This window comes from Inquilinus ginsengisoli (assembly GCF_031453975.1).
Taxonomy (GTDB): Bacteria; Pseudomonadota; Alphaproteobacteria; order DSM-16000; family Inquilinaceae; genus Inquilinus; species Inquilinus ginsengisoli_A.
Window position 1 is genome coordinate 352,901 of sequence record NZ_JAVDPW010000007.1, and the last position, 18,901, is coordinate 371,801.

At 70.8% G+C, this 18,901-nt stretch carries 16 protein-coding genes; 12 read left to right on the forward strand and 4 right to left on the reverse strand.

From position 1 onward, the window contains the following. The first annotated feature begins 7 nt into the window (after window positions 1–7). The 9 genes from E9232_RS21275 (at window position 8) to E9232_RS21315 (ending at window position 9,817) form a co-directional block, all read left to right on the forward strand. On the forward strand, window positions 8–382 hold the full coding sequence (locus tag E9232_RS21275; protein WP_309797229.1) for a sarcosine oxidase subunit delta: 375 nt from the start codon (window positions 8–10) through the stop codon (window positions 380–382). Further along, a complete protein-coding gene (locus E9232_RS21280; RefSeq protein WP_309797232.1) occupies window positions 379–3,420 on the forward strand; it encodes a sarcosine oxidase subunit alpha family protein in 3,042 nt (1,013 codons plus the stop codon). The genes E9232_RS21275 and E9232_RS21280 overlap by 4 nt, the downstream gene beginning before the upstream one ends. Further along, the gene (locus tag E9232_RS21285) at window positions 3,413–4,048 is read left to right on the forward strand and encodes a sarcosine oxidase subunit gamma (RefSeq protein WP_309797233.1); all 636 of its coding nucleotides are present in this window, start codon (window positions 3,413–3,415) and stop codon (window positions 4,046–4,048) included. The genes E9232_RS21280 and E9232_RS21285 overlap by 8 nt, the downstream gene beginning before the upstream one ends. 380 nt (window positions 4,049–4,428) lie before the next feature. Further along, complete coding sequence (locus E9232_RS21290; RefSeq protein ID WP_309797236.1) at window positions 4,429–5,319, forward strand: hypothetical protein; 891 nt, start codon at window positions 4,429–4,431, stop codon at window positions 5,317–5,319. A 378-nt stretch (window positions 5,320–5,697) separates the two neighbouring features. Continuing rightward, window positions 5,698–6,057 (forward strand): GFA family protein, encoded by a 360-nt coding sequence (locus tag E9232_RS21295; protein ID WP_309797238.1) that lies wholly within the window; start codon window positions 5,698–5,700, stop codon window positions 6,055–6,057. Window positions 6,058–6,170: 113 nt separating this feature from the next. Further along, entirely contained in the window at window positions 6,171–6,626 is a 456-nt protein-coding gene (locus E9232_RS21300) for a MarR family winged helix-turn-helix transcriptional regulator (RefSeq protein ID WP_309797239.1), read from the forward strand. Window positions 6,627–6,649: 23 nt separating this feature from the next. Next, complete coding sequence (locus E9232_RS21305; RefSeq protein WP_309797240.1) at window positions 6,650–8,722, forward strand: FUSC family protein; 2,073 nt, start codon at window positions 6,650–6,652, stop codon at window positions 8,720–8,722. Beyond that, window positions 8,719–8,916: a DUF1656 domain-containing protein gene (locus tag E9232_RS21310; RefSeq protein ID WP_309797242.1), complete on the forward strand. Its 198-nt coding sequence runs from the start codon at window positions 8,719–8,721 to the stop codon at window positions 8,914–8,916. The genes E9232_RS21305 and E9232_RS21310 overlap by 4 nt, the downstream gene beginning before the upstream one ends. A gap of 13 nt (window positions 8,917–8,929) precedes the next feature. After that, window positions 8,930–9,817: an efflux RND transporter periplasmic adaptor subunit gene (locus E9232_RS21315; RefSeq protein ID WP_309797244.1), complete on the forward strand. Its 888-nt coding sequence runs from the start codon at window positions 8,930–8,932 to the stop codon at window positions 9,815–9,817. A gap of 13 nt (window positions 9,818–9,830) precedes the next feature. Here E9232_RS21315 and E9232_RS21320 read toward each other — a convergent pair whose 3' ends face one another. Further along, window positions 9,831–11,675: an ABC transporter ATP-binding protein gene (locus tag E9232_RS21320; protein WP_309797246.1), complete on the reverse strand. Its 1,845-nt coding sequence runs from the start codon at window positions 11,673–11,675 to the stop codon at window positions 9,831–9,833. A 239-nt stretch (window positions 11,676–11,914) separates the two neighbouring features. Here E9232_RS21320 and E9232_RS21325 point away from each other — a divergent pair, with 239 nt between their 5' ends. Then, window positions 11,915–12,478 carry a hypothetical protein gene (locus E9232_RS21325; protein WP_309797248.1) on the forward strand — a complete coding sequence of 188 codons (564 nt, stop codon included), beginning with the start codon at window positions 11,915–11,917 and terminating at the stop codon, window positions 12,476–12,478. A gap of 36 nt (window positions 12,479–12,514) precedes the next feature. On the opposite strand, the gene E9232_RS21330 is transcribed toward E9232_RS21325, so the two are convergent. Both E9232_RS21330 and E9232_RS21335 read right to left on the reverse strand, forming a co-directional pair. Next, on the reverse strand, window positions 12,515–14,116 hold the full coding sequence (locus E9232_RS21330; RefSeq protein WP_309797250.1) for an OpgD/OpgG family glucan biosynthesis protein: 1,602 nt from the start codon (window positions 14,114–14,116) through the stop codon (window positions 12,515–12,517). Between the two features lie 324 nt (window positions 14,117–14,440). Further along, window positions 14,441–14,644, reverse strand: coding sequence for a DUF1674 domain-containing protein (locus E9232_RS21335; protein WP_309797251.1), 204 nt, complete (start codon window positions 14,642–14,644; stop codon window positions 14,441–14,443). 96 nt (window positions 14,645–14,740) lie between these two features. Between E9232_RS21335 and htpX the strand changes: the two genes are divergently transcribed. Further along, window positions 14,741–15,616, forward strand: coding sequence for a zinc metalloprotease HtpX (gene htpX, locus E9232_RS21340; RefSeq protein WP_309797253.1), 876 nt, complete (start codon window positions 14,741–14,743; stop codon window positions 15,614–15,616). 249 nt (window positions 15,617–15,865) lie between these two features. Continuing rightward, the gene (locus tag E9232_RS21345; RefSeq protein WP_309797254.1) at window positions 15,866–17,158 is read left to right on the forward strand and encodes an MFS transporter; all 1,293 of its coding nucleotides are present in this window, start codon (window positions 15,866–15,868) and stop codon (window positions 17,156–17,158) included. A gap of 101 nt (window positions 17,159–17,259) precedes the next feature. Here E9232_RS21345 and purH read toward each other — a convergent pair whose 3' ends face one another. Next, window positions 17,260–18,840: a bifunctional phosphoribosylaminoimidazolecarboxamide formyltransferase/IMP cyclohydrolase gene (gene purH / locus E9232_RS21350; RefSeq protein ID WP_309797453.1), complete on the reverse strand. Its 1,581-nt coding sequence runs from the start codon at window positions 18,838–18,840 to the stop codon at window positions 17,260–17,262. Window positions 18,841–18,901 lie beyond the last annotated feature (61 nt).

Genomic DNA, 18,901 nt, shown 5'->3' on the forward strand with positions numbered 1-18,901 from the left:
TCGCCCGATGTTCCTGATCGACTGCCCCTGGTGCGGCACCCGCGACCAACGCGAATTCCGCTGCGGCGGCGAGGCCCATATCCGTCGCCCGGCGGCCCCGGCCGAGCTGAGCGACGCCGAATGGGCCGACTACGTCTTCATGCGCTCGAACCCCAAGGGGCTGCATTACGAGCGCTGGGTCCACATCCATGGCTGCCGCCGCTGGTTCAACATCGCGCGCAACACCGCGACCGATGAGATCCTGGCGATCTACGGCGCGGGCGACCCGCCGCCGGCGATCGAGGGCCAGTCGATCCCGACCCCGTCCGGCGAACCGGCGCGGGGCACCGCCAACACGCCGCTGGTCGATTCCGCCAGCGCTTCCGGCTCGCAGACCCCATGACCCAACGCTATCGCCTGGTCGGCCGCGGCGCCGACATCGACCGCAGCCAGAGCGCCGACTTCGCCTTCGACGGCAGGTCCTACCGCGGCTATGACGGCGACACCCTGGCCTCGGCCCTGCTGGCCAACGGCGTGCACCTGCTCGGCCGCAGCTTCAAGTACCACCGGCCGCGCGGCGTGGTGTCGGCCGGGCCGGAGGAGCCGAACGCCCTGGTCCAGCTGGGCCCCGACGCGGCGCGGACCGACCCCAACACCCGCGCCACCCAGGTCGAGCTGTTCGACGGGCTGGTGGCGCGCAGCCAGAACCGCTGGCCGTCGCTGCGCTTCGACCTGCAGGCGGTCAACGACCTGATCGCGCCGATGATCCCGGCCGGCTTCTACTACAAGACCTTCATGTGGCCGCGCTCGCCCAAGGCCTGGATGGTCTATGAGCGCTTCATCCGCAAGGCCGCCGGCCTCGGCGTGTCGCCGCGCCAGCCCGACCCCGACCGCTACGACCACGTCAACGCCCATTGCGACGTGCTGGTGGTCGGCGGCGGCATCGCCGGCCTCGGCGCCGCGCTGGCCGCCGCCCGCGCCGGCGCCCGGGTGATCCTGGCCGAGGACCAGGCCCGCTTCGGCGGCTGGCTGCGGTCGGAACCGACCGCGTCGGTCGGCGACGTCGCGGCGCTGGACTGGGTCGCGGCGACGGTGGCGGAGCTGTCGTCGATGCCCGATGTCCGGGTGCTGCCGCGCACCACCGGCTTCGGCTACTACGGCCACAACTGGCTCGGCCTGCTGGAACGCGTCGCCGACCACATTCCGCCGCATGCGGTGCCGGCCGGCACGCCGCGGCAGCGGCTGTGGAAGGTGCGGGCCAAGCAGGTGGTGCTGGCCACCGGCTCGATCGAACGCAGCCTGGTGTTCGCCGAGAACGACCGGCCGGGCATCATCCTGGCCGGCGCCGTTCGCGCCTATCTCAACCGCTGGGGCGTCAAGGTCGGCGAACGCGTGGTGGTCGCGACCGGCGACGATGCCGCCTACGCCACCGCGCTGGACCTCGCCGCCGCCGGCGTCGCCGTGCCGGCGATCGTCGACACCCGGCCCGACCCCGACGGGCCGCTGGTCCGGGCGGCCCGCGCCGCCGGCCTGCCGGTCTATGCCGGCCATGCCATCGTCGGTACCTCCGGCCGCCTCAGGGTGAACGAGGTGCGGCTGATGCCGCTGGCCGCCGACGGCCTGTCGGTGCGGCGCGGCGCCGAGACCACCATCGCCTGCGACGCCGTCGCCATGTCCGGCGGCTGGAACCCGGTCCTGAACCTGCAGTCGCAGTCGCGCGGCCGCCTGCGCTGGGACGAGGCGCGGTCGACCTTCATGCCCGGCGACAGCTTCCAGGCCGAGCGGTCGGCCGGCGGCTGCACCGGCACCATCCGCTTCGCCGACGCGCTGCAGGAGGGCCTGGTGGCCGGCGCCGGCGCGGCCGAGGCCGCCGGGCTGACCGCGGTGGCGGTGGCGGTGCCGGCGGTCGAGACCGCGCAGGAGGAGCCGGAGGCCGACGACAGCAAGCCGCTGTGGTACGTGCCGTCGGACCGGCCGGCCAATGCGGTGCGCGCCTTCGTCGACTTCCAGAACGACGTCACCGCCAAGGACCTGCGGCTGGCGCTGCGCGAGGGCATGGTCTCGGTCGAGCACGTCAAGCGCTACACCACCACCGGCATGGCCACCGACCAGGGCAAGACCGGCAACGTCAACGCGCTGGGCATCGTGGCGCAGACCATGGGCCGGACCATTCCGGAGATCGGCGTCACCACCTTCCGCCCGCCCTACACCCCGGTCACCTTCGGCGCCATCGCCGGGCGCAGCGTCAAGGCGCTGTACGCCCCGATCCGCCGCACCCCGATGCATCGCTGGGCCGAACGGCACGGCGCGGTGTTCGAGAATGTGGGCGGCGGCTGGAAGCGGGCCTGGTACTTCCCCAAGCCGGGCGAGGACATGCACGCGGCGGTCAACCGCGAGGTCAAGGCGGCGCGGACGTCGGTCGGCGTGATGGACGCCACCACCCTGGGCAAGATCGACGTCAAGGGCCCGGACGCGGCGGAGTTCCTGAACCGCGTCTACACCAACGCCTGGGCCAAGCTGGCGATCGGCGGCTGCCGCTACGGCCTGATGCTGGGCGAGGACGGCATGGTCAAGGACGACGGCGTCACCACGCGCCTCGCCGACGACCATTTCCACATGACCACCACCACCGGCGGCGCCGCCACCATCCTCGCCTGGCTCGAGGAATGGCACCAGACCGAGTGGCCGGACCTCAAGGTGTTCCTGACCTCGGTCACCGAGCAATGGGCGGTCGCCACCATCTCCGGCCCCAGGAGCCGCGAGCTGCTGGCGCGCCTGACCGACATCGACCTGTCGAACGAGGCCTTCCCGCATCTGTCGATGCGCGAGGGCGTGGTGGCCGGGCTGAAGGCGCGGGTGTTCCGCATCTCCTTCACCGGCGAGCTGTCCTACGAGATCAATGTCCCGGCCGCCCAGGGCATGGCCCTGATCGAGGCGATCGAGGCGGCGGGGCAGGGGCTCGACCTCGTCCCCTACGGCACCGAGGCGATGCATGTGCTGCGCGCCGAGAAGGGCTTCATCATCGTCGGCCAGGAGACGGACGGCACCGTCACCCCCGGCGACCTCGGCATGGACTGGATCGTCGGCAAGAAGAAGCCGGACTTCATCGGCAAGCGCTCGCTCGACCGTACCGACACGGCGCGGGGCGACCGCAAGCAGCTGGTCGGCTTGCTGACCGACGACCCCAAGCTGGTGCTGGAGGAGGGGGCGCACATCATCGACACCGCGACGCCGGGCGCCCCGCCGGTGCCGATGCTGGGCCATGTCACCTCGAGCTACTGGAGCCCGAACCTGCAGCGGTCGATCGCCATGGCCATGGTCAAGGGCGGCGCGGAGCGGCTGGACGGCACGGTCCACATCGCCATGCCCGACCGCACCATCCCGGCCAAGGTGGTGAAGCCGGTGTTCGTCGATCTCGAGGGAGCGCGCCTCCATGGCTGACACGGCCTACGCTCATGACGACGCCCCGGCCGACCTGCCGGCCCGCCGCACCGCCACCGAAGGCCTGGTCCGGCCGCTGGTGGCGCCGGCCGATCCCGGCCTCCGCCTGGCCGAGATCGCGCATGAGGCCAAGCTGAACCTGCGCGGCGACGCCGGCGATGCCGGCTTCACCGCGGCGGTCTCCGGCGTGCTCGGCCTCGGCCTGCCGGCCCGGCCCGGCGTGGCCGCGGCGGACGGGCTGGCGGCGCTGTGGCTCGGCCCCGACGAATGGCTGGTGGTCGGTGGGGTGGACCGCGAGGCCGATCTCGCCGCCCGGCTGGGCGATGCGCTGGCCGGCCATCACGCCGCGGTGACCAACGTCACCGACAACTGGACCGTGTTCGCCCTGTCCGGGCCGAAGGCGCTGGACGTGCTGGCCAAGGGCTGCCCGCTGGACCTGCACCGCCGCGCCTTCCCGGCGGGGTCGGTGGCGCAGAGCGTGGTGTGCCACGCCGACGTGATCCTGCACCGGCTGGACGATGCCGACGGCGCCCTGCGGCTGCGGGTCTATGTCCGACGGTCCTTCGCCCAGTACCTGTGGGACTGGCTGGCCGACGCCGGCCAGGAATACGGCGTCGGCGAAGGCTGAGGCGGCGGGGCGGGGCTGCGAGGCCGCTAGCTAAGCCCTTCGCTAGGCCTCATCCCCCTTCGTCATTGCGAGGAGGCGCAGCCGACGAAGCAATCCATGGGCCCGCACGAGCGGTCCGATGGGTTGCTTCACTGCGCTCGCAATGACGGTGTTTGAGGCCGGGACGCGAAGCCAGAAAACCGCTCAGATTGCCTCTCCCGCGTGGCGGGAGAGGTCGGGCTCGCGCAGCGAGACCGGGTGAGGGCGGGCCCCGGCCTCGACAAAATCCCCTCACCCGGAGCCGCTTCGCGTCTCCGACCTCTCCCGTAAACGGGAGAGGCAATCGGCGTAAGCAAAACGTGCATTGTGTTAACTGGAACGACTCGTTCATGATACGTTCCATGAAAACGCCACCAGAAGGTTTCGACATCCAGGCCCACTGCCGCAGCCTCGCGCTGCAGCAGATGGAGATGCTCACCGAGATCGCCGAGCTCAGCATGCAGCTGGTCAGGGGCGAGGGCGCCCGCGCCCTCGACGCCCAGGCCAAGGTGAGGGCCGCGGCGCCCGGGACCGACGAAGCGGTCGCAGCAAGAGCCGAGGCGCGGGAGGCCGGGCTGGCCTTCGCCCGCTTCACCCGCACGGTGCATCAGTCGCTGGCCCAGCGCGCCCGCACCGCCGACAAGCTGTGCGCCCAGGACCGGGCCGAGACCCCCGACCGCCTGGCCGCCCGCAAGGTCCGCCGCGAGCGGCACCGCGACGAGGTCCGGGACACCCTGCAGGACATGATCTGCGAGGAGATCGAGGATGAGGGCCGCTTCAACGCCCTGAAGGACGATCTCGAGGAGCGGGTCGATGGGCTCTACGAGGACCAGGATGTCCAGGTCGAGGACCGGCCGGTGGGGTCGGTGATGGCGGGGGTGGCCTGCGGCCTCGGCCTGTCGGAGACCTGGCAGCGCTGGCGCGGCGAGGAATGGCCTGCCACGCCGCGCCCCACGCGGCCGGCGGGCAGCCCGGCGGAGATCCAGGCGATCCGGGCCAAGCGCCGGAAGGCAGTGACCGCCGCGGTCGAGCGGGACTTTGCGGAATGCGCCGATCCCGCCTGGATCCCGGGGCTCCGGGCCGGGCTGGCGGTGCGGCTGCAGGAGCCCGATGTGATCGAGATGCTCGACACCGAGACCATCGCCACCGTGGCCCAACGCCTCTGCCGGTCGCTCGGGCTCAGCCCGATGATCTTCGGCTTCAAGCCGAAGGCCCTGGACGGCCCGGACGCGGATGTCCACGACACCGGGTAACGGATGGGCCGACCAAAGCCGAAGCAAATCAAAACGACCTCCCCCTCCCCTTGCGGGAGGGGGTAGGGGGAGGGGGTTATCGCCGCCGGAACCGGCCTCGACTCCGACGGCCCAGCGTCGATGGTGAAGCCTGCCCTTTGCCCATTCGCGCGCGGACGCGCGCAGACCCCTCCCCCTGACCCCCTCCCGCAAGGGGAGGGGGATGACTCTTAATGGCCGCATCGATGATGACTTCGGGGCGCAAGCACCCGTGCCCTCAATCCCAAAATGGCGCTGCGGATCCGCGATCGCGGGTGGACATGGCGCTCGTCCCGGACGACTCTCGGGCCCGAACGCCGTCGTGACGCGCGGCGATCCAAAGCGCCGGAGGAACGCCCCATGCCCGAGATGAAGACCTATGAGGGTGGCTGCCATTGCGGCGCCGTGCGCTACCAGGTCGAGACCGACCTGGCCAAGGTCGTGAGCTGCAACTGCTCGAACTGCTCGAAGCGCGGGCTGCTGCTCAACTTCGTCATGCCCGACCGGTTCACCCTGCTGTCGGGCGACACCGACCTGGTCGATTACCGCTTCAACAAGAAGGTGATCGAGCACCTGTTCTGCCCGTCCTGCGGCATCGAATCCTTCGCCCGGGGCCGCAAGCCGGACGGCACCGCCATGATCGCGATCAATGTGCGCTGCCTCGACGGCATCGACCTCGCCATGCTGCAGACCATCCCGGTCGACGGCGCCAGCTCCTGATCCGCCCGGCCCGGCCGGCATCGCGCCAGCCGGGCCAGCGTGACGCCAGCCGGGATGGCTGGCATACGGCAATCGCGGTTTCGCCCCGCCATGAGGAGGCTATGAAGGTGCCCATGCCCCAGACGCCTCCCGCCCGCGCCGATTTCGGCTATCGCCTGTTCCTGATCGCCCGCCTGTGGCGGCGCGAGATCGATGACGTGCTCGGCCGCTACGGCCTCAGCGCCGCCACCTGGCAGCCGCTGCTGCATGTGACGCGGCTGGGCGACGGCATCCGCCAGCGCGACCTGGCGGATTCGCTCGGCGTCGAAGGCTCCTCGCTGGCCCCGCTGCTCGACACGCTGGAGGGCCAGGGCGTGATCGAACGGCGCGAGGCCGGCGCCGACCGCACGGTGCATCTGACCGCCGACGGCCGCACCCTGGTGGAAGGCATCCAGGGCGTCGTCGCGGAGGTGCGCGAACGGCTGCTCGACGGCGTCTCCGACCAGGATATGATCGTCTGCCTCGACGTGCTCAGCCGGATCGAGGCGACCATCGCCGCCGGCCGGCCCGAGGCTGCGGGCGGCCGCTAGGCGACGAGGGACGCGGGGGACGCATGGACTGGCCGACCTGGCGTGATGGCGTGTTCTCGCTGCGCACCTTCTGCGCCGCGATCCTGGCCGCCTGGATCGCCCTGCGCATCAACCTGTCCTCGCCCGGCACGGCGATGCTGACCGCCTACATCGTGTCGCAGCCGCTGACCGGGATGATGCTGTCGAAGAGCGTCTACCGCGTGATCGGCACTGCCGCCGGGGTCATCGCCAGCATGACCTTCATCGGCCTGTTCGCGCAGGAGCGCGAGCTGTTCGTGCTGGCCAGCGCGCTGTGGTTCGGATGCTGCATCTACGTCTCGGTGCTGCTGCGCGACGCGCCCAGCGCCTATGCGCCGCTGCTGGCGGGCTACACCGCCGCGATCATCGGTTTCCCCGCGATCACCGCGCCGGACACGGTGTTCGACATCGCCACCAACCGCTGCGTCGAGATCCTGCTGGCGATCGGCTGCGCCGGCGTGCTCAGCGCCATCGTGCTGCCACGCCCGGTCGGGCCGGTGCTGCTGGGCCGGATCGAGGCGCTGCTGGCGGCCACCGCGACATGGGCGGTCGGCATCCTGCGCACCGAGGGCACCGACGAGGCGCCGCAGGCCGACCGCGCCCGGCTGATCGGCGATGCGGTGGCGCTGGAGACCCTGCGCGCCCATGCCGTGTTCGACACACGGGCCATCCGCTTGGCCAATGACGTGGTCCGCCAGCTGCAGGGGCGGCTGTTCACCTTCCTCGCCGTGCTGGTCTCGGTGCAGGAGCGCGGGCGGCTGCTGCGCTTCCGCGACCCGGCGCGGTGGCAGGAAATCCGTCCGGCCTTCGAGGCGGTGGCGCGGATCATGGACCGGTCGCCGGGCCCGGACCAGCCGGATGACGGCGAGAGCATCGGCGCCGCCCGGCGCCTGATCGACACCCTTCAGCCGACGCTGGAGGAGCTGCGCCAGAGCCAGACGGCGATGGTCGTGCGCATCCTGCTGGACCGGCTGCAGGACGTGCTGACGCTGCGCGACGACTGCCGGCGGCTGCGCGACCATGTTGCCGCCGGCACCCGGCCGCGCAGCATGGGGTCGGCGCCGTCGGTCAGCCGGCACCGCGACCAGGCCGCCGCCATCATGGCCGGGATCACCGCCTTCACCGCGCTGGTGGTGGCTTGCAGCTTCTGGATCCTCACCGCCTGGCCGAACGGCGCCGCGGCCGCCACCATCCTGGTCGTGGTCTTCGGCTTCTTCTCCGGCGCGGACGAGCCGGCGCTGCCGGCCAAGGAATTCCTGCGCATGGCGGCGGTCGCGTCCATCGTCTACCTGCTCTATTTCGCGCTGGTGCTGCCCCGGGTCGACGGCTTCCCCATGCTGGCCCTGGTGCTGGCCACGGTGCTGGTGCCGGCCGGCGTCCTGATGCCGGCGCCGCGGATCGGGGCCTCGGGGCTGCTGCTCTGCATCAACTTCCTGACCCTGCTCGGGCTGTCCGATCGCGCCTCGCTCGACTTCGCCGGCGCGGTCAACAACAGCCTCGCCACCCTGGCCGGCATCGCCCTGGCGGTGCTGCTGTTCCGGCTGATCCGGCCGCTCGGCGTGCGCTGGATGGCGCAGCGCTTCGTCACCGGCATCATGGCCGACCTGTCGCGCATGGCGTCCGGCGCCGGCCTGTCGCAGGCCGAGTTCGAAAGCCGGATGTTCGACCGCATCAACGGCCTGTTCGCGCGGCTCGACCACGCCTTGCCCGGCGACCGGCCGATCCTGGATGGCAGCCTGGCCAGCCTGCGCGTCGGCCACAACATCATGATCCTGCGCCGTCTGTCCGACCGGCTGCCGCCGCCGGGGATTCGGGCGGTGGAGGCGGCACTGGCCGCGCTGGAGCGCCATTTCGGCCAGGCCTGGCGCCACCGCGGCCCCAGCGGCTCCGAGGCGCTGGCGGCCCTGGCCCGCGCCGGCGAGGCGCTGCAGGGGCTCGAGGTCGACCGCAACACCGTCGCCGCCCTGGTCTCGGTCACCGCGATCTGGGTGACGCTGTCCTACCAGTCCGAATTCTTCGCCCTGCCGCAGACCGGCGGACCGGCCCTCATCCATGACCTGATTGTGCCGACACCATGATCAAGGAAATCGACTTCGCCGGCGTCTACCTGTCGCCGATGCTCGGCTACCTCGTGGTGGCGCTCCTCCTCACCGGCGTGCTGCGCTTCGTGCTGGCGCGCGTCGGCGCCTATCGCTGGATCTGGCATCCGGCGCTGTTCGACCTGTCCCTGCTCCTGATCATCATGACCACCCTCGTCGCGCTGACGATGTGAGGCGAAGAAAGCCATGAAAACCGCAGCCCTCGCCCTCCGCATCTTCATCACCCTGGTCGTGGCGGCCGGCGCCGTCGTCGCCGGCGTGCTGCTGTGGCAGTACTACATCGACAGCCCCTGGACCCGGGACGCCCGGGTGGCGGCGGAGATCGTGCAGGTGGCGCCCGACGTCTCCGGCCTCGTCACCGAACTGCACGTCACCAACAACCAACTGGTGAAGAAGGGCGACGTGCTGTTCGTGATCGACCTGGACCGGTTCAAGCTGGCGATCCAGCGGGACCAGGCGGCGCTGGACAACCAGCAGGCCCAGGCGGACCAGCTGGAGGCGGATGCGGAGCGCCGGGCCAAGCTGGGCCTCAACGCGATTTCGGTCGAGGCCAAGCAGCAGGCCGAATCGGCGGCCGAGGCCGCCCGCGCGGCGGTGGAGCAGGCCCAGGCGGCGCTGGACACGGCGAAGCTGGACCTCGAGCGCGCCACGGTGCGCTCGCCGGTCAACGGCTTCGTCTCGTCGCTGATCCTGAGGCAGGGCGACTACGCCACCGCGGGCAAGCAGGTGATGGCGATGGTCGACGCCGACAGCTTCCACGTCCGAGGCTATTTCGAAGAGACCAAGATCCCGCGCATCCATCCGGGCGACAAGGTCGAGATCAGGCTGATGGGGATGTCGGCGCCGCTGCAGGGCCATGTCCTCAGCATCGACCGCGCCATCGCCGACCGCGAGATCGCGCTCAACTCGATCTACCAGATCGTCGACGTCAACCCGACCTTCAGCTGGGTCCGGCTGGCCCAGCGCATCCCGGTGCGGATCGCGATCGACTCGATGCCCGACGGCGTGCTGCTGGCCTCGGGCATGACCGCCACGGTCGAGGTGATGCCGGCGGCGACCGCGCCGGCGAAGTAGAGGGCGGGGCCGCCTACTCCGCCGCCTGTTCCTCCTCGCCCAGGAAGCCGCCGGACTGGCGGCGCCAGAGCGCGGCGTAGTGGCCGTTGGCCTTCAGCAGCTCCTCATGCGAGCCCAGCTCGACGATGCGGCCGCGCTCCAGGATCACCAGCCGGTCCATCCGGGCGATGGTCGACAGGCGGTGGGCGATGGCGATCACCGTCTTGCCCTCCATTAGATCCTCCAGCTGCTCCTGGATCGCCGCCTCGACCTCGGAATCCAGCGCCGAGGTGGCCTCGTCCAGGATCAGGATCGGCGCGTTCTTCAGCACCACCCGGGCGATGGCGACGCGCTGACGCTGGCCGCCGGACAGCTTGACCCCGCGTTCGCCGACATGGGCCTCGTAGCCGCGGCGGCCGCGCCAATCCTCGACATTCAGGATGAAGTCATGGGCATGGGCCTGCTTGGCCGCGGCGATCACCTCGTCCTCGGTCGCGGTCGGCCGGCCGTAGTTGAGGTTCTCGAAGATCGACCGGTGCAGCAGCGAGGTGTCCTGGGTCACCACCGAGATCTGCTCGCGCAGGCTCTCCTGCGTCACCCCGGCGATGTCCTGGCCGTCGATCAGGATGCGGCCGCTCTCCAGGTCGAAGAAGCGCAGCAGCAGGTTGACCAGGGTCGACTTGCCGGCGCCGGAGCGGCCGACCAGGCCGATCTTCTCGCCGGGGCGGATCTCCAGGTTCATGTCGTCGATCACGCCGCCGGGCCGGCCGTAGTTGAAGCTGACATGGTCGAAGCGGATGCCGCCTTCGCTGACCGCCAGCCGCTTGGCCTCCGGCTTGTCGACCAGGCGCAGCGGGTTGGCGATCGAGATCATGCCCTCCTGCACCACGCCGATGTTCTCGAAGATCGTGGTGACCTGCTGCGCCACCCAGCCGGCCATGGTCACGATCTGCCAGGTCAGCGGCAGCACCATGGCCACGGCGCCGATCGCCACCTGGCCCCGGCTCCACAGATAGATCGCGATGGTCGCGGTCGACACCACCAGCAGCGCGTTGGTGGTGGACAGGCACAGGTTGAACAGGCTGATCAGCCGCAGCTGGCTGCGGAAGATCAGGGTGTGGTCGTCGACCGCCTCGCGGACGTAGTCGTCCTCCTCCTTCGCGCGGGCGAACAGCTTCACCGTCAGGATGTTGGTGTAGCTGTCGACGATCCGGCCGGTCAGCAGCGACCGCGCCTCCGACATCTCGACCGAGCGCTGCTTCAGCCGCGGCACGAAATAGATGAGCAGGACGATGTAGACGGCGAACCAGGCCACGGTCGGCAGCGCCAGCCACAGGTCGGCGGTGGCCAGCAGGATCAGGGCGCTGGTGCCGTAGATGGTGAGGTACCAGACCGCGGCGATGGTCATCACCGTGCTGTCGCGCAGGGCCACGCCGGTCTGCATCACCCGGTTGGCGATGCGGCCGGCGAAGTCGTTCTGGAAGAAGCTCCAGCTCTGCCGGACGATGTGCCAGTGGCTCTGCCACCGGATCAGGTTGGTGAAGCCCGAGGCGATGATCTGGTTGATCACCAGCGCCTGCAGGAACAGCGCCGCCGGCCGGCACAGCAGCAGCACCGCCGCCATGCCCAGCAGCAGGCCCCAGTGTTCGGCCAGCAGCGATTCGGGCGATGTGGTGCTGAGCAGGGTGACCACCCGGCCGATGAACACCGGGATCAGCGCGTCGAGCAGCGCGACGAGCAGCCCGACCCCGAGCAATCCGACGTAGTACCAGCGGACCTGACGCAGGAAGAACCAGTAGAATCGCAGCAGCGTGCCCGGCGGTTGGCCAGGCATGCCCGTGGCGGTCGGGCGCACGCGGGCTTCGAAAAAGCGGAACATGGGTGGGCCTTCCGGCGGCGTTTCTTGTTTGGACGGCAGGCTTCCAGCCTGCGACGGTAATGTGTCGTCGAAAAGACCGGACAATTGGACACAGGAATTCGCCCAGCGCAGGGCTCGGGATATTTTCTGCGCTGTGCGCATGGTCACTGGCGGTTCCGCAGCCGCCGCTAGGATCGGGCGGCATGGATGCAGGGGCGCGGCCGGACCGTCCGGGCGCGAGGCATCCGAAGGGGACCGACATGAAGTACATCATCGTGCCGCTGCTGGTGGCGCTGGCCGGGTGGGGCATCCGGCCGGCCCTGGCGGACGACATCCACGACGCGCTGGGCCAGGCGGAATCGGCCTACAGCAGCGCCGACTACGGGCGGGCCAAACGGGCGGCCGACCTGGCGGCGACCTTGCTGGGCCAGCTGGCGGCGGAGCAGCTGGCCAAGGCCCTGCCCGGGCCGCTCGACGGCTGGACGGCGGAGGACGCGTCCGGCGATTCGAGCGCTGCGGCGATGTTCGGCGGCGGCGTCCAGGCCGAGCGCGGCTACACCAACGCGGACAGCCAGCAGGTGCGCATCCAGGTGATGGTGGATTCGCCGCTGGTGGCGCAGATGGCCGGTCTCTACGCCAACCCGGCGATGGCGGCGATGATGGGCAAGCTGGTCAAGATCGGCGACCGGCAGGCGGTGCAGAACGAGCAGGGCGAGCTCCAGATGCTGGTCGACAACCGCGTCCTGGTGACTGTCACCGGCGACGCGCCGGCCGAGGCGAAGCAGGCCTATGCCACGGCGGTCGACCTGTCGAAGCTGAAGTGACCGGCCGGCGGGGAACCAGGGTTCCCCGCGCCGGGCTCAGGCCGGCGGCGGCTCCGGGTGAAACTGGTACAGCCAGGTCTCGGTCAGCGGCTTGTCGTTCAGTCGCAGGAACAGGCGCAGCTCCACCGGGTCGGTGCCGTCGACCGCGAGATCGAAGGTGGCGCGCCAGACATTGCCGTTCGGCACCGGCTCGCTGAACGGCCGGACGATGGTGCCGCGCGACGCCGTCACCACCACGTCGGGGAACACGCCGTAGGGGATCTGCCGCATCACCGCCGGGTTGTCGAATTCGGCGACGATCTTGTACACGCCGGGCGGGCGGGGCTTGCCCGGTTCGCCGCCGCGGCCCATCCGGGTGGCGATGGTGCGGGCCACGGCCTGGTCGGGATAGGGCTCGTCCGCCAGCCAGTGCAGCCGGTAGCTCAGGTCCAGGCGCGACCCGGCGGCGGGCCGGTCCTCCGGCACCCAGAAGGCGACGATGTTGTCGTGGATCTCGTCGTCGGTCGGCAGTTCCACCAGCTGGATCGCGCCGCGACCCAGCGGCGCCAGCGGTTCGACCCACACGCTCGGGCGGCGGTCGTAGAACACGCCGTCGAGATAGTGGTCGAAGTTGCGGTCGCGCTGCATCAGGCCGAAGCCGCGCGGGCTGTCGCCGCCGAAGCTGGACACCATGATCTCGCGCGGATTGTTCAGCGGCCGCCAGATCCGCTCGCCGCCGGCGGTCCAGATCGCCAGCCCGTCGGAATCATGCACCTCGGGCCGCCAGTCCAGCATCCGGCCGCGACCGTATTCGCCGTACCAGAACATCGAGGTCAGCGGCGCCAGCCCCAGCCGGGTCACCGCCTTGCGCAGGAACACCGCCGCCTCGACCTCCATCACCACCCCTTCGGTGCGGTGCAGGGTGAAGCGGTAGGCGCCGCTGACGCTGGGCCCGTCCAGCAGGGCGCAGACCACCACCGGCTGCGCCGGGTCGGGCGCCTCGGCGATGAAGAACTGGGTGAAGATCGGGAACTCTTCCGGGCTGCCCTTGACCGCGACGTCGATGGCGATGCCCCGCGCCGACATGCCGTACTGGCCCAGCGCGCCGATCGCCCGGAAGTAGGAGGCGCCGAGGAAGGCGACCCAGTCCTGGGTGCGCCAGTCGTCGCGTTTGTTCGATTCCTGCAGGCGGAAGCCGGCGAAGCCGGAATCGGCGGGCAGCTTGCGGGCCGGGCTGTCCTCCGGCATGTCGAAATAGCGCGGCCGGTACAGGATCTCGCGGGAATCGTCGCCGACGACCAGATTCATCCGCACCGCCTCGCCGAAGAAGCGGCCGAGATGGAAGAAGGTGGCGGGATAGGCGCCGGTGCCGTCGGCATAGGGCGCGAGGTCGGTCTTGAACTTGATCTTGCCATGGGCGTCGTAGTCGATGGCCTCGACGATCTCCGGCGCCGGCCGGTAGGGCGGCTGGTAGGGCTGCGCCGCCAGCGCCTGGGCCCGCGCCGTCAGCAGGTCGTAGGAGAACGGCGTTGCGGCGCCGAGGGCCAGGCCCTGCTCTTCCGCCGCCGCGGCGCGCTGCGCGGCCGGCAGCCCGGCCAGCAGGGCGGCGGCGCCGGCGGCGCGGAACAGGGTGCGGCGGTGGAGCGGGGTGGCGATCATGCGACCTCCCGAAATCTCTTTGGCCGGAATCTCTTGGGCGGGCCACTGCAGCGGAACCGCCGATCCGGCACATAGACCGCCGGCCGGGGGATGACAAGGCCAGGGCGACAAACGGCGCCGGCGATCAGGCTCTGACCGCGGCCACGCCTCGTCGTGAGATGGCAGGGGCAAAGGGGAGGGGCGGATAGGCCTGGTGCAGTCGATCGCCTGCCTGCCGACCTGCCTGGCCCGGGCGAGGCGCCGAAGCACCCGCCGGTGCCGTCCGGCCCGCATCCGGCATCGAAGTTCAGATCGACCGTGACGCTGCCGGCAGTGTCCTAGGGTTTAGAAATCCGAGCAGCGGCCGTTGACTTCCCAGTCGCCGTAGCGGGTCGGCTCGGGGCCCTTGGGGCCGCCGATCTCGCCGGGCTTCTGCGGCACGGCCTCGATCGGCGCGCCGGTGCGGACATCGATGCGTTCGGCCAGTGTCTTGGCGGCCAATGCATCGGGTACGGGCGGCTTGGTGGGGGTGGGGTCGTGATCGCTCATTCCCCTGATATGGCGAGGCGGGGGCCTCGCGTCCAGCCTTGATCGGGGGGACGATAGGGCCATTTGATCCGGGGCGAGAACCAACGGAGGATTCGGATGTCGGGGTATGTCCGCACGGCGCTGCTTCTGGCGGCCCTCACCGCGCTGTTCATGGTGGTGGGCGGTCTGCTCGGCGGGCGGGGCGGAGTCGTCATCGCGCTGCTGGTGGCGGTGGGCATGAACCTGTTCGCCTATTGGAACGCCGACAAGATGGTGCTGCGCATGCACAATGCGCGCGAGGTCGACGCCCGCAGCGCGCCCGACTTCTACCGGCTGGTGGCGCAGCTGGCGGAACAGGCGCAGCTGCCGATGCCGCGGGTCTACCTGATCGACGCCGACCAGCCCAACGCCTTCGCCACCGGCCGCAACCCGCAGAATGCGGCGGTCGCGGCCACCACCGGCCTGCTGCAGCGGCTGTCGCCGGAAGAGGTGGCGGCGGTGATGGCGCATGAGCTGGCGCATGTCCGCAACCGCGACACGCTGATCATGACGATCACCGCCACCCTGGCCGGCGCGCTGTCGATGCTGGCCAATTTCGGGCTGTTCTTCGGCGGCGGCAACAACCGCAACAACCCGCTGGGCTTCATCGGCGTGATCCTGACCGTGATCCTGGCGCCGCTGGCCGCCATGATGGTGCAGATGGCGATCAGCCGCAGCCGCGAATACGAGGCCGACCGGGTCGGCGCCGAGATCTGCGGCCGGCCGCTGTGGCTGGCCGCGGCGCTGGAGAAGATCGAAGCCTTCGCCAAGGGGATCGACTACGCTGCGGCCGAGCGCAACCCCGCCACCGCGCCGATGTTCATCATCAATCCGTTGCATGCCAATGCGGTCGACAGCCTGTTCTCGACACATCCCTCGACCGCCAACCGCGTCGCCGCGCTGCGGCGCATGGCCGGCGTGGCCGACACCCCGGCCCGCGGGCCCTGGGGGTAAGGCGAGGGAATCCGCCCCATCAAGTCCCCCCTCCCCTTGCGGGAGGGGGCTAGGGGGAGGGGGCTGTCGAGCGAAGGGCGCGGCCCGGGCTGATTCGACAGCCGTCGCCGGCCGGATCCTGAGGCCGGGTTCTGCTCCTCCGGCACGAACCCCCTCCCCCTACCCCCTCCCGCAAGGGGAGGGGGGACCAGGATTGCTTGCCGCCGCTGATTCCGGACTCTGGACTTTCCGTCGCCGAGGAATTTCCAAGTGACCGCTGACGCCGCCCCCGCCGCCGCGCCGGCCTCCTCGCGGTCCGCGATCTTCGGCTGGTGCCTCTACGACTGGGCGATGAGCGCCTTCAACACGGTCATCGGCACCTTCGTGTTCTCGGTCTATTTCGCCAAGGGCATCGTCGGCGACGCCGACCATGGCGCGGCGCTGTGGGGTGTCGTCGCCGGCAGCGCCGGCATTGCCATCGCGCTGCTCAGCCCGGTCCTCGGCGCCGTGGCCGACCATGGCGGGCGGCGCAAGGCCTGGTTGGCCACCTGCGTCGCGGTGTCGGTGGTGCCGACCGCGCTGCTCTGGTTCATGGCGCCGGAGCCGTCGTCGATCGTACCGGCGATGCTCCTGGTCGGCATCGCCACCATCGCCTTCGAACTGTCCTACGTCTTCTACAACGCGCTGCTGATCGACGTGGCGCCGCCCGGGATGCTCGGCCGCGTCTCCGGCTGGGGCTGGGGCCTCGGCTATTTCGGCGGGCTGTTCTGCCTGGTCATCGCCCTGTTCGGGCTGATCGGCTTCGGTGGCGCCGCGCCGCTGTTGCCGCTGCCGGACGTGGCCCAGGCCGGGCCGCGCGCCACCGGGCCGCTGGTGGCGCTGTGGTGGGTGGTGTTCGCCCTGCCGCTGCTGCTGCTGGTCCGCGAACGGCCGGGCGGGGCCCCGATCGGCACCGCGATCCGCCGCGGCCTGGCCGATCTGGGGCGCACGCTGAAATCGCTGCCCGCCCAGGGCAACATGGTCCGCTTCCTGGTCGGCAGCGCCATCTACCGCGAAGGCTTCAACGTGCTGTTCGCCTTCGGCGGCATCTACGCCGCGGGCGCCCTGGGCCTCAATTTCGGGCAGATCGTGCTGTTCGCGATCGGCCTCAACGTGACCTCGGGCATCGGCGCGTTCCTGTTCGCCTGGGTCGATGACGGGATCGGGTCGAAGCCGACGATCCTGATCGCCATCGTCGGGCTGGTCGCCATCGGCGTGCCGCTGATCCTGGTCACCGACCCGGTCTGGTTCATCGGCCTGGCCCTGGTGCTGGGCCTGTTCCTCGGCCCGGCCCAGGCGGCCAGCCGGACCCTGATGGGGCGGCTGGCCCCGGCAGGCGGCGAGGCCGAGGCCTATGGCCTGTACGGCCTGACCGGCCGCGCCACCGGCTTCGTCGGCCCCTGGCTGTTCGCGGCCGCGACGGCCGTGTTCGCCAGCCAGCGCGCCGGCATGGCGGTGGTCATCGCCCTGTTCGCGATCGGCGGCCTGATCGTGGCGACGGTGCGGGAACCGGCTCGGGGGTAAGCCTCTCCGCGTAGGTTGGGTTCGCGGGTGCGAACCCAACATCCCACGATCGGATGCGTGTGGGTTCGCCAGGGCGAACCCAACCTACCCGCGATGGCCGCTCAGTGCCGGAAGTGCCGGCGCCCGGTGAACACCATGGCGATGCCGGCGGCGTCCGCGGCGTCGATCACCTCGCGGTCGCGCATCGACCCGCCGGGCTGGATCACCGCGGTGGCGCCGGCCTCGACCAGGGCCACCAGCCCGTCGGCGAAGGGGAAGAAGGCCTCCGACGCCGCCACCGACCCGGCGATGCGAGACCCGGTCTCGCCGGCCGCCGTCGCCGCCTCGGCCGCCTTGGCCACCGCGATCTTGACGCTGTCCACCCGGCTCATCTGCCCGGCGCCGATGCCGACGGTGATGCGGCCCTTGGCGAAGACGATGGCGTTGGACCGGACATGCTTGGCCACCTGGGTGGCGAACAAGAGGTCGTCGATCTGCCCTGCGGTCGGCGCCTTGCGTGTCACCACCTTCAGTTCCGATGCCACCGGGGCCGCGTCGTCGCGGGTCTGAGTCAGGAAGCCGCCGGCGACGCTGCGTAGGATGCGGCGGCGCTGCTTCGGGTCTTGCATGCCCCCGGTCTTCAGCACCCGCAGATTGGCCTTGGCCGCGAACACGGCGGCCGCTTCCGGCGTGATCTCCGGGGCGATCACCACCTCGGCGAACAGCGCGGTGATAGCCTGGGCCGTGGCGCCGTCGATCGGCCGGTTGGCAGCGATGATGCCGCCGAAGGCGCTGACCGGGTCGCAGATCAGCGCCTTGGCATAGGCCTCGCCCAGCGTTGCGGCGACGGCGACGCCACAGGGGTTGGCGTGCTTGACGATGACCACCGCCGGCTCGGCGAATTCCGACACCGCCTCGAACGCCGCGTCGGCGTCCAGGATGTTGTTGTAGCTCAGCTCCTTGCCCTGCAGCTGCTCGGCCGTGGCCGGGCCGGGCACCGGCGTGCCGGTCAGGTACAGGGCGGCGGCCTGGTGCGGGTTCTCGCCGTAGCGCAGGGTCTCGGCCAGCTTGCCCGACAGCGACAGCCGCGGCGGGAAGGTCTCGCCCTCGACCTCGGCGAACCAGCCGGCGATGGCGGCGTCATAGGCGGCGGTGCGGGCGAAGGCGGCCGCGGCCAGGCGGCGGCGGGTGGCGCCCAGCGTGCCGCCGTTGGACGCGATCTCCAGCCGCAGCGGCTCGTAGTCGACCGGCGAGGTGACGACGGCGACGAAGGCGTGGTTCTTGGCCGCGGCGCGGGTCATGGCCGGGCCGCCGATGTCGATGTTCTCGATGCCGTCGTCGAAGCTGGCGCCGCGCGCGATCGTGGCCTCGAACGGGTAGAGGTTCGACACCAGCAGGTCGATCGGGGCGATGCCGTAATCGGTCATCGCCTCCAGGTGCTCGTCGCTGTCGCGCCGGGCCAGCAGGCCGCCATGGATCTTGGGGTGCAGGGTCTTGACCCGGCCGTCCATGATCTCGGGGAAGCCGGTGTGGGCCGAGACCTCCTTGACCGGGATGCCGGCGTCGGCCATCGCCTTGTAGGAACCGCCGGTCGACAGGATCTCGACGCCGCGGTCGGCCAGGAACCGGGCGAACTCGACGATGCCGGCCTTGTCGGAAACGGAGATCAGCGCGCGGCGGATCGGAAGGGCGGCTTCGGTCATCATCGGACGGCTCCTGAACGGGATGCGCCCGTCTTTAGACCCGACGGGGAGGGATGTCGAC

Coding starts and splice junctions, on each gene's coding strand:
- E9232_RS21275 (WP_309797229.1), top strand. CDS start 8: ATGTTCCTGATCGACTGCCCCTGGTGCGGCACCCGCGACCAACGCGAA.
- E9232_RS21280 (WP_309797232.1), top strand. CDS start 379: ATGACCCAACGCTATCGCCTGGTCGGCCGCGGCGCCGACATCGACCGC.
- E9232_RS21285 (WP_309797233.1), top strand. CDS start 3,413: ATGGCTGACACGGCCTACGCTCATGACGACGCCCCGGCCGACCTGCCG.
- E9232_RS21290 (WP_309797236.1), top strand. CDS start 4,429: ATGAAAACGCCACCAGAAGGTTTCGACATCCAGGCCCACTGCCGCAGC.
- E9232_RS21295 (WP_309797238.1), top strand. CDS start 5,698: ATGCCCGAGATGAAGACCTATGAGGGTGGCTGCCATTGCGGCGCCGTG.
- E9232_RS21300 (WP_309797239.1), top strand. CDS start 6,171: ATGCCCCAGACGCCTCCCGCCCGCGCCGATTTCGGCTATCGCCTGTTC.
- E9232_RS21305 (WP_309797240.1), top strand. CDS start 6,650: ATGGACTGGCCGACCTGGCGTGATGGCGTGTTCTCGCTGCGCACCTTC.
- E9232_RS21310 (WP_309797242.1), top strand. CDS start 8,719: ATGATCAAGGAAATCGACTTCGCCGGCGTCTACCTGTCGCCGATGCTC.
- E9232_RS21315 (WP_309797244.1), top strand. CDS start 8,930: ATGAAAACCGCAGCCCTCGCCCTCCGCATCTTCATCACCCTGGTCGTG.
- E9232_RS21320 (WP_309797246.1), bottom strand. CDS start 11,675: ATGTTCCGCTTTTTCGAAGCCCGCGTGCGCCCGACCGCCACGGGCATG.
- E9232_RS21325 (WP_309797248.1), top strand. CDS start 11,915: ATGAAGTACATCATCGTGCCGCTGCTGGTGGCGCTGGCCGGGTGGGGC.
- E9232_RS21330 (WP_309797250.1), bottom strand. CDS start 14,116: ATGATCGCCACCCCGCTCCACCGCCGCACCCTGTTCCGCGCCGCCGGC.
- E9232_RS21335 (WP_309797251.1), bottom strand. CDS start 14,644: ATGAGCGATCACGACCCCACCCCCACCAAGCCGCCCGTACCCGATGCA.
- htpX (WP_309797253.1), top strand. CDS start 14,741: ATGTCGGGGTATGTCCGCACGGCGCTGCTTCTGGCGGCCCTCACCGCG.
- purH (WP_309797453.1), bottom strand. CDS start 18,840: ATGACCGAAGCCGCCCTTCCGATCCGCCGCGCGCTGATCTCCGTTTCC.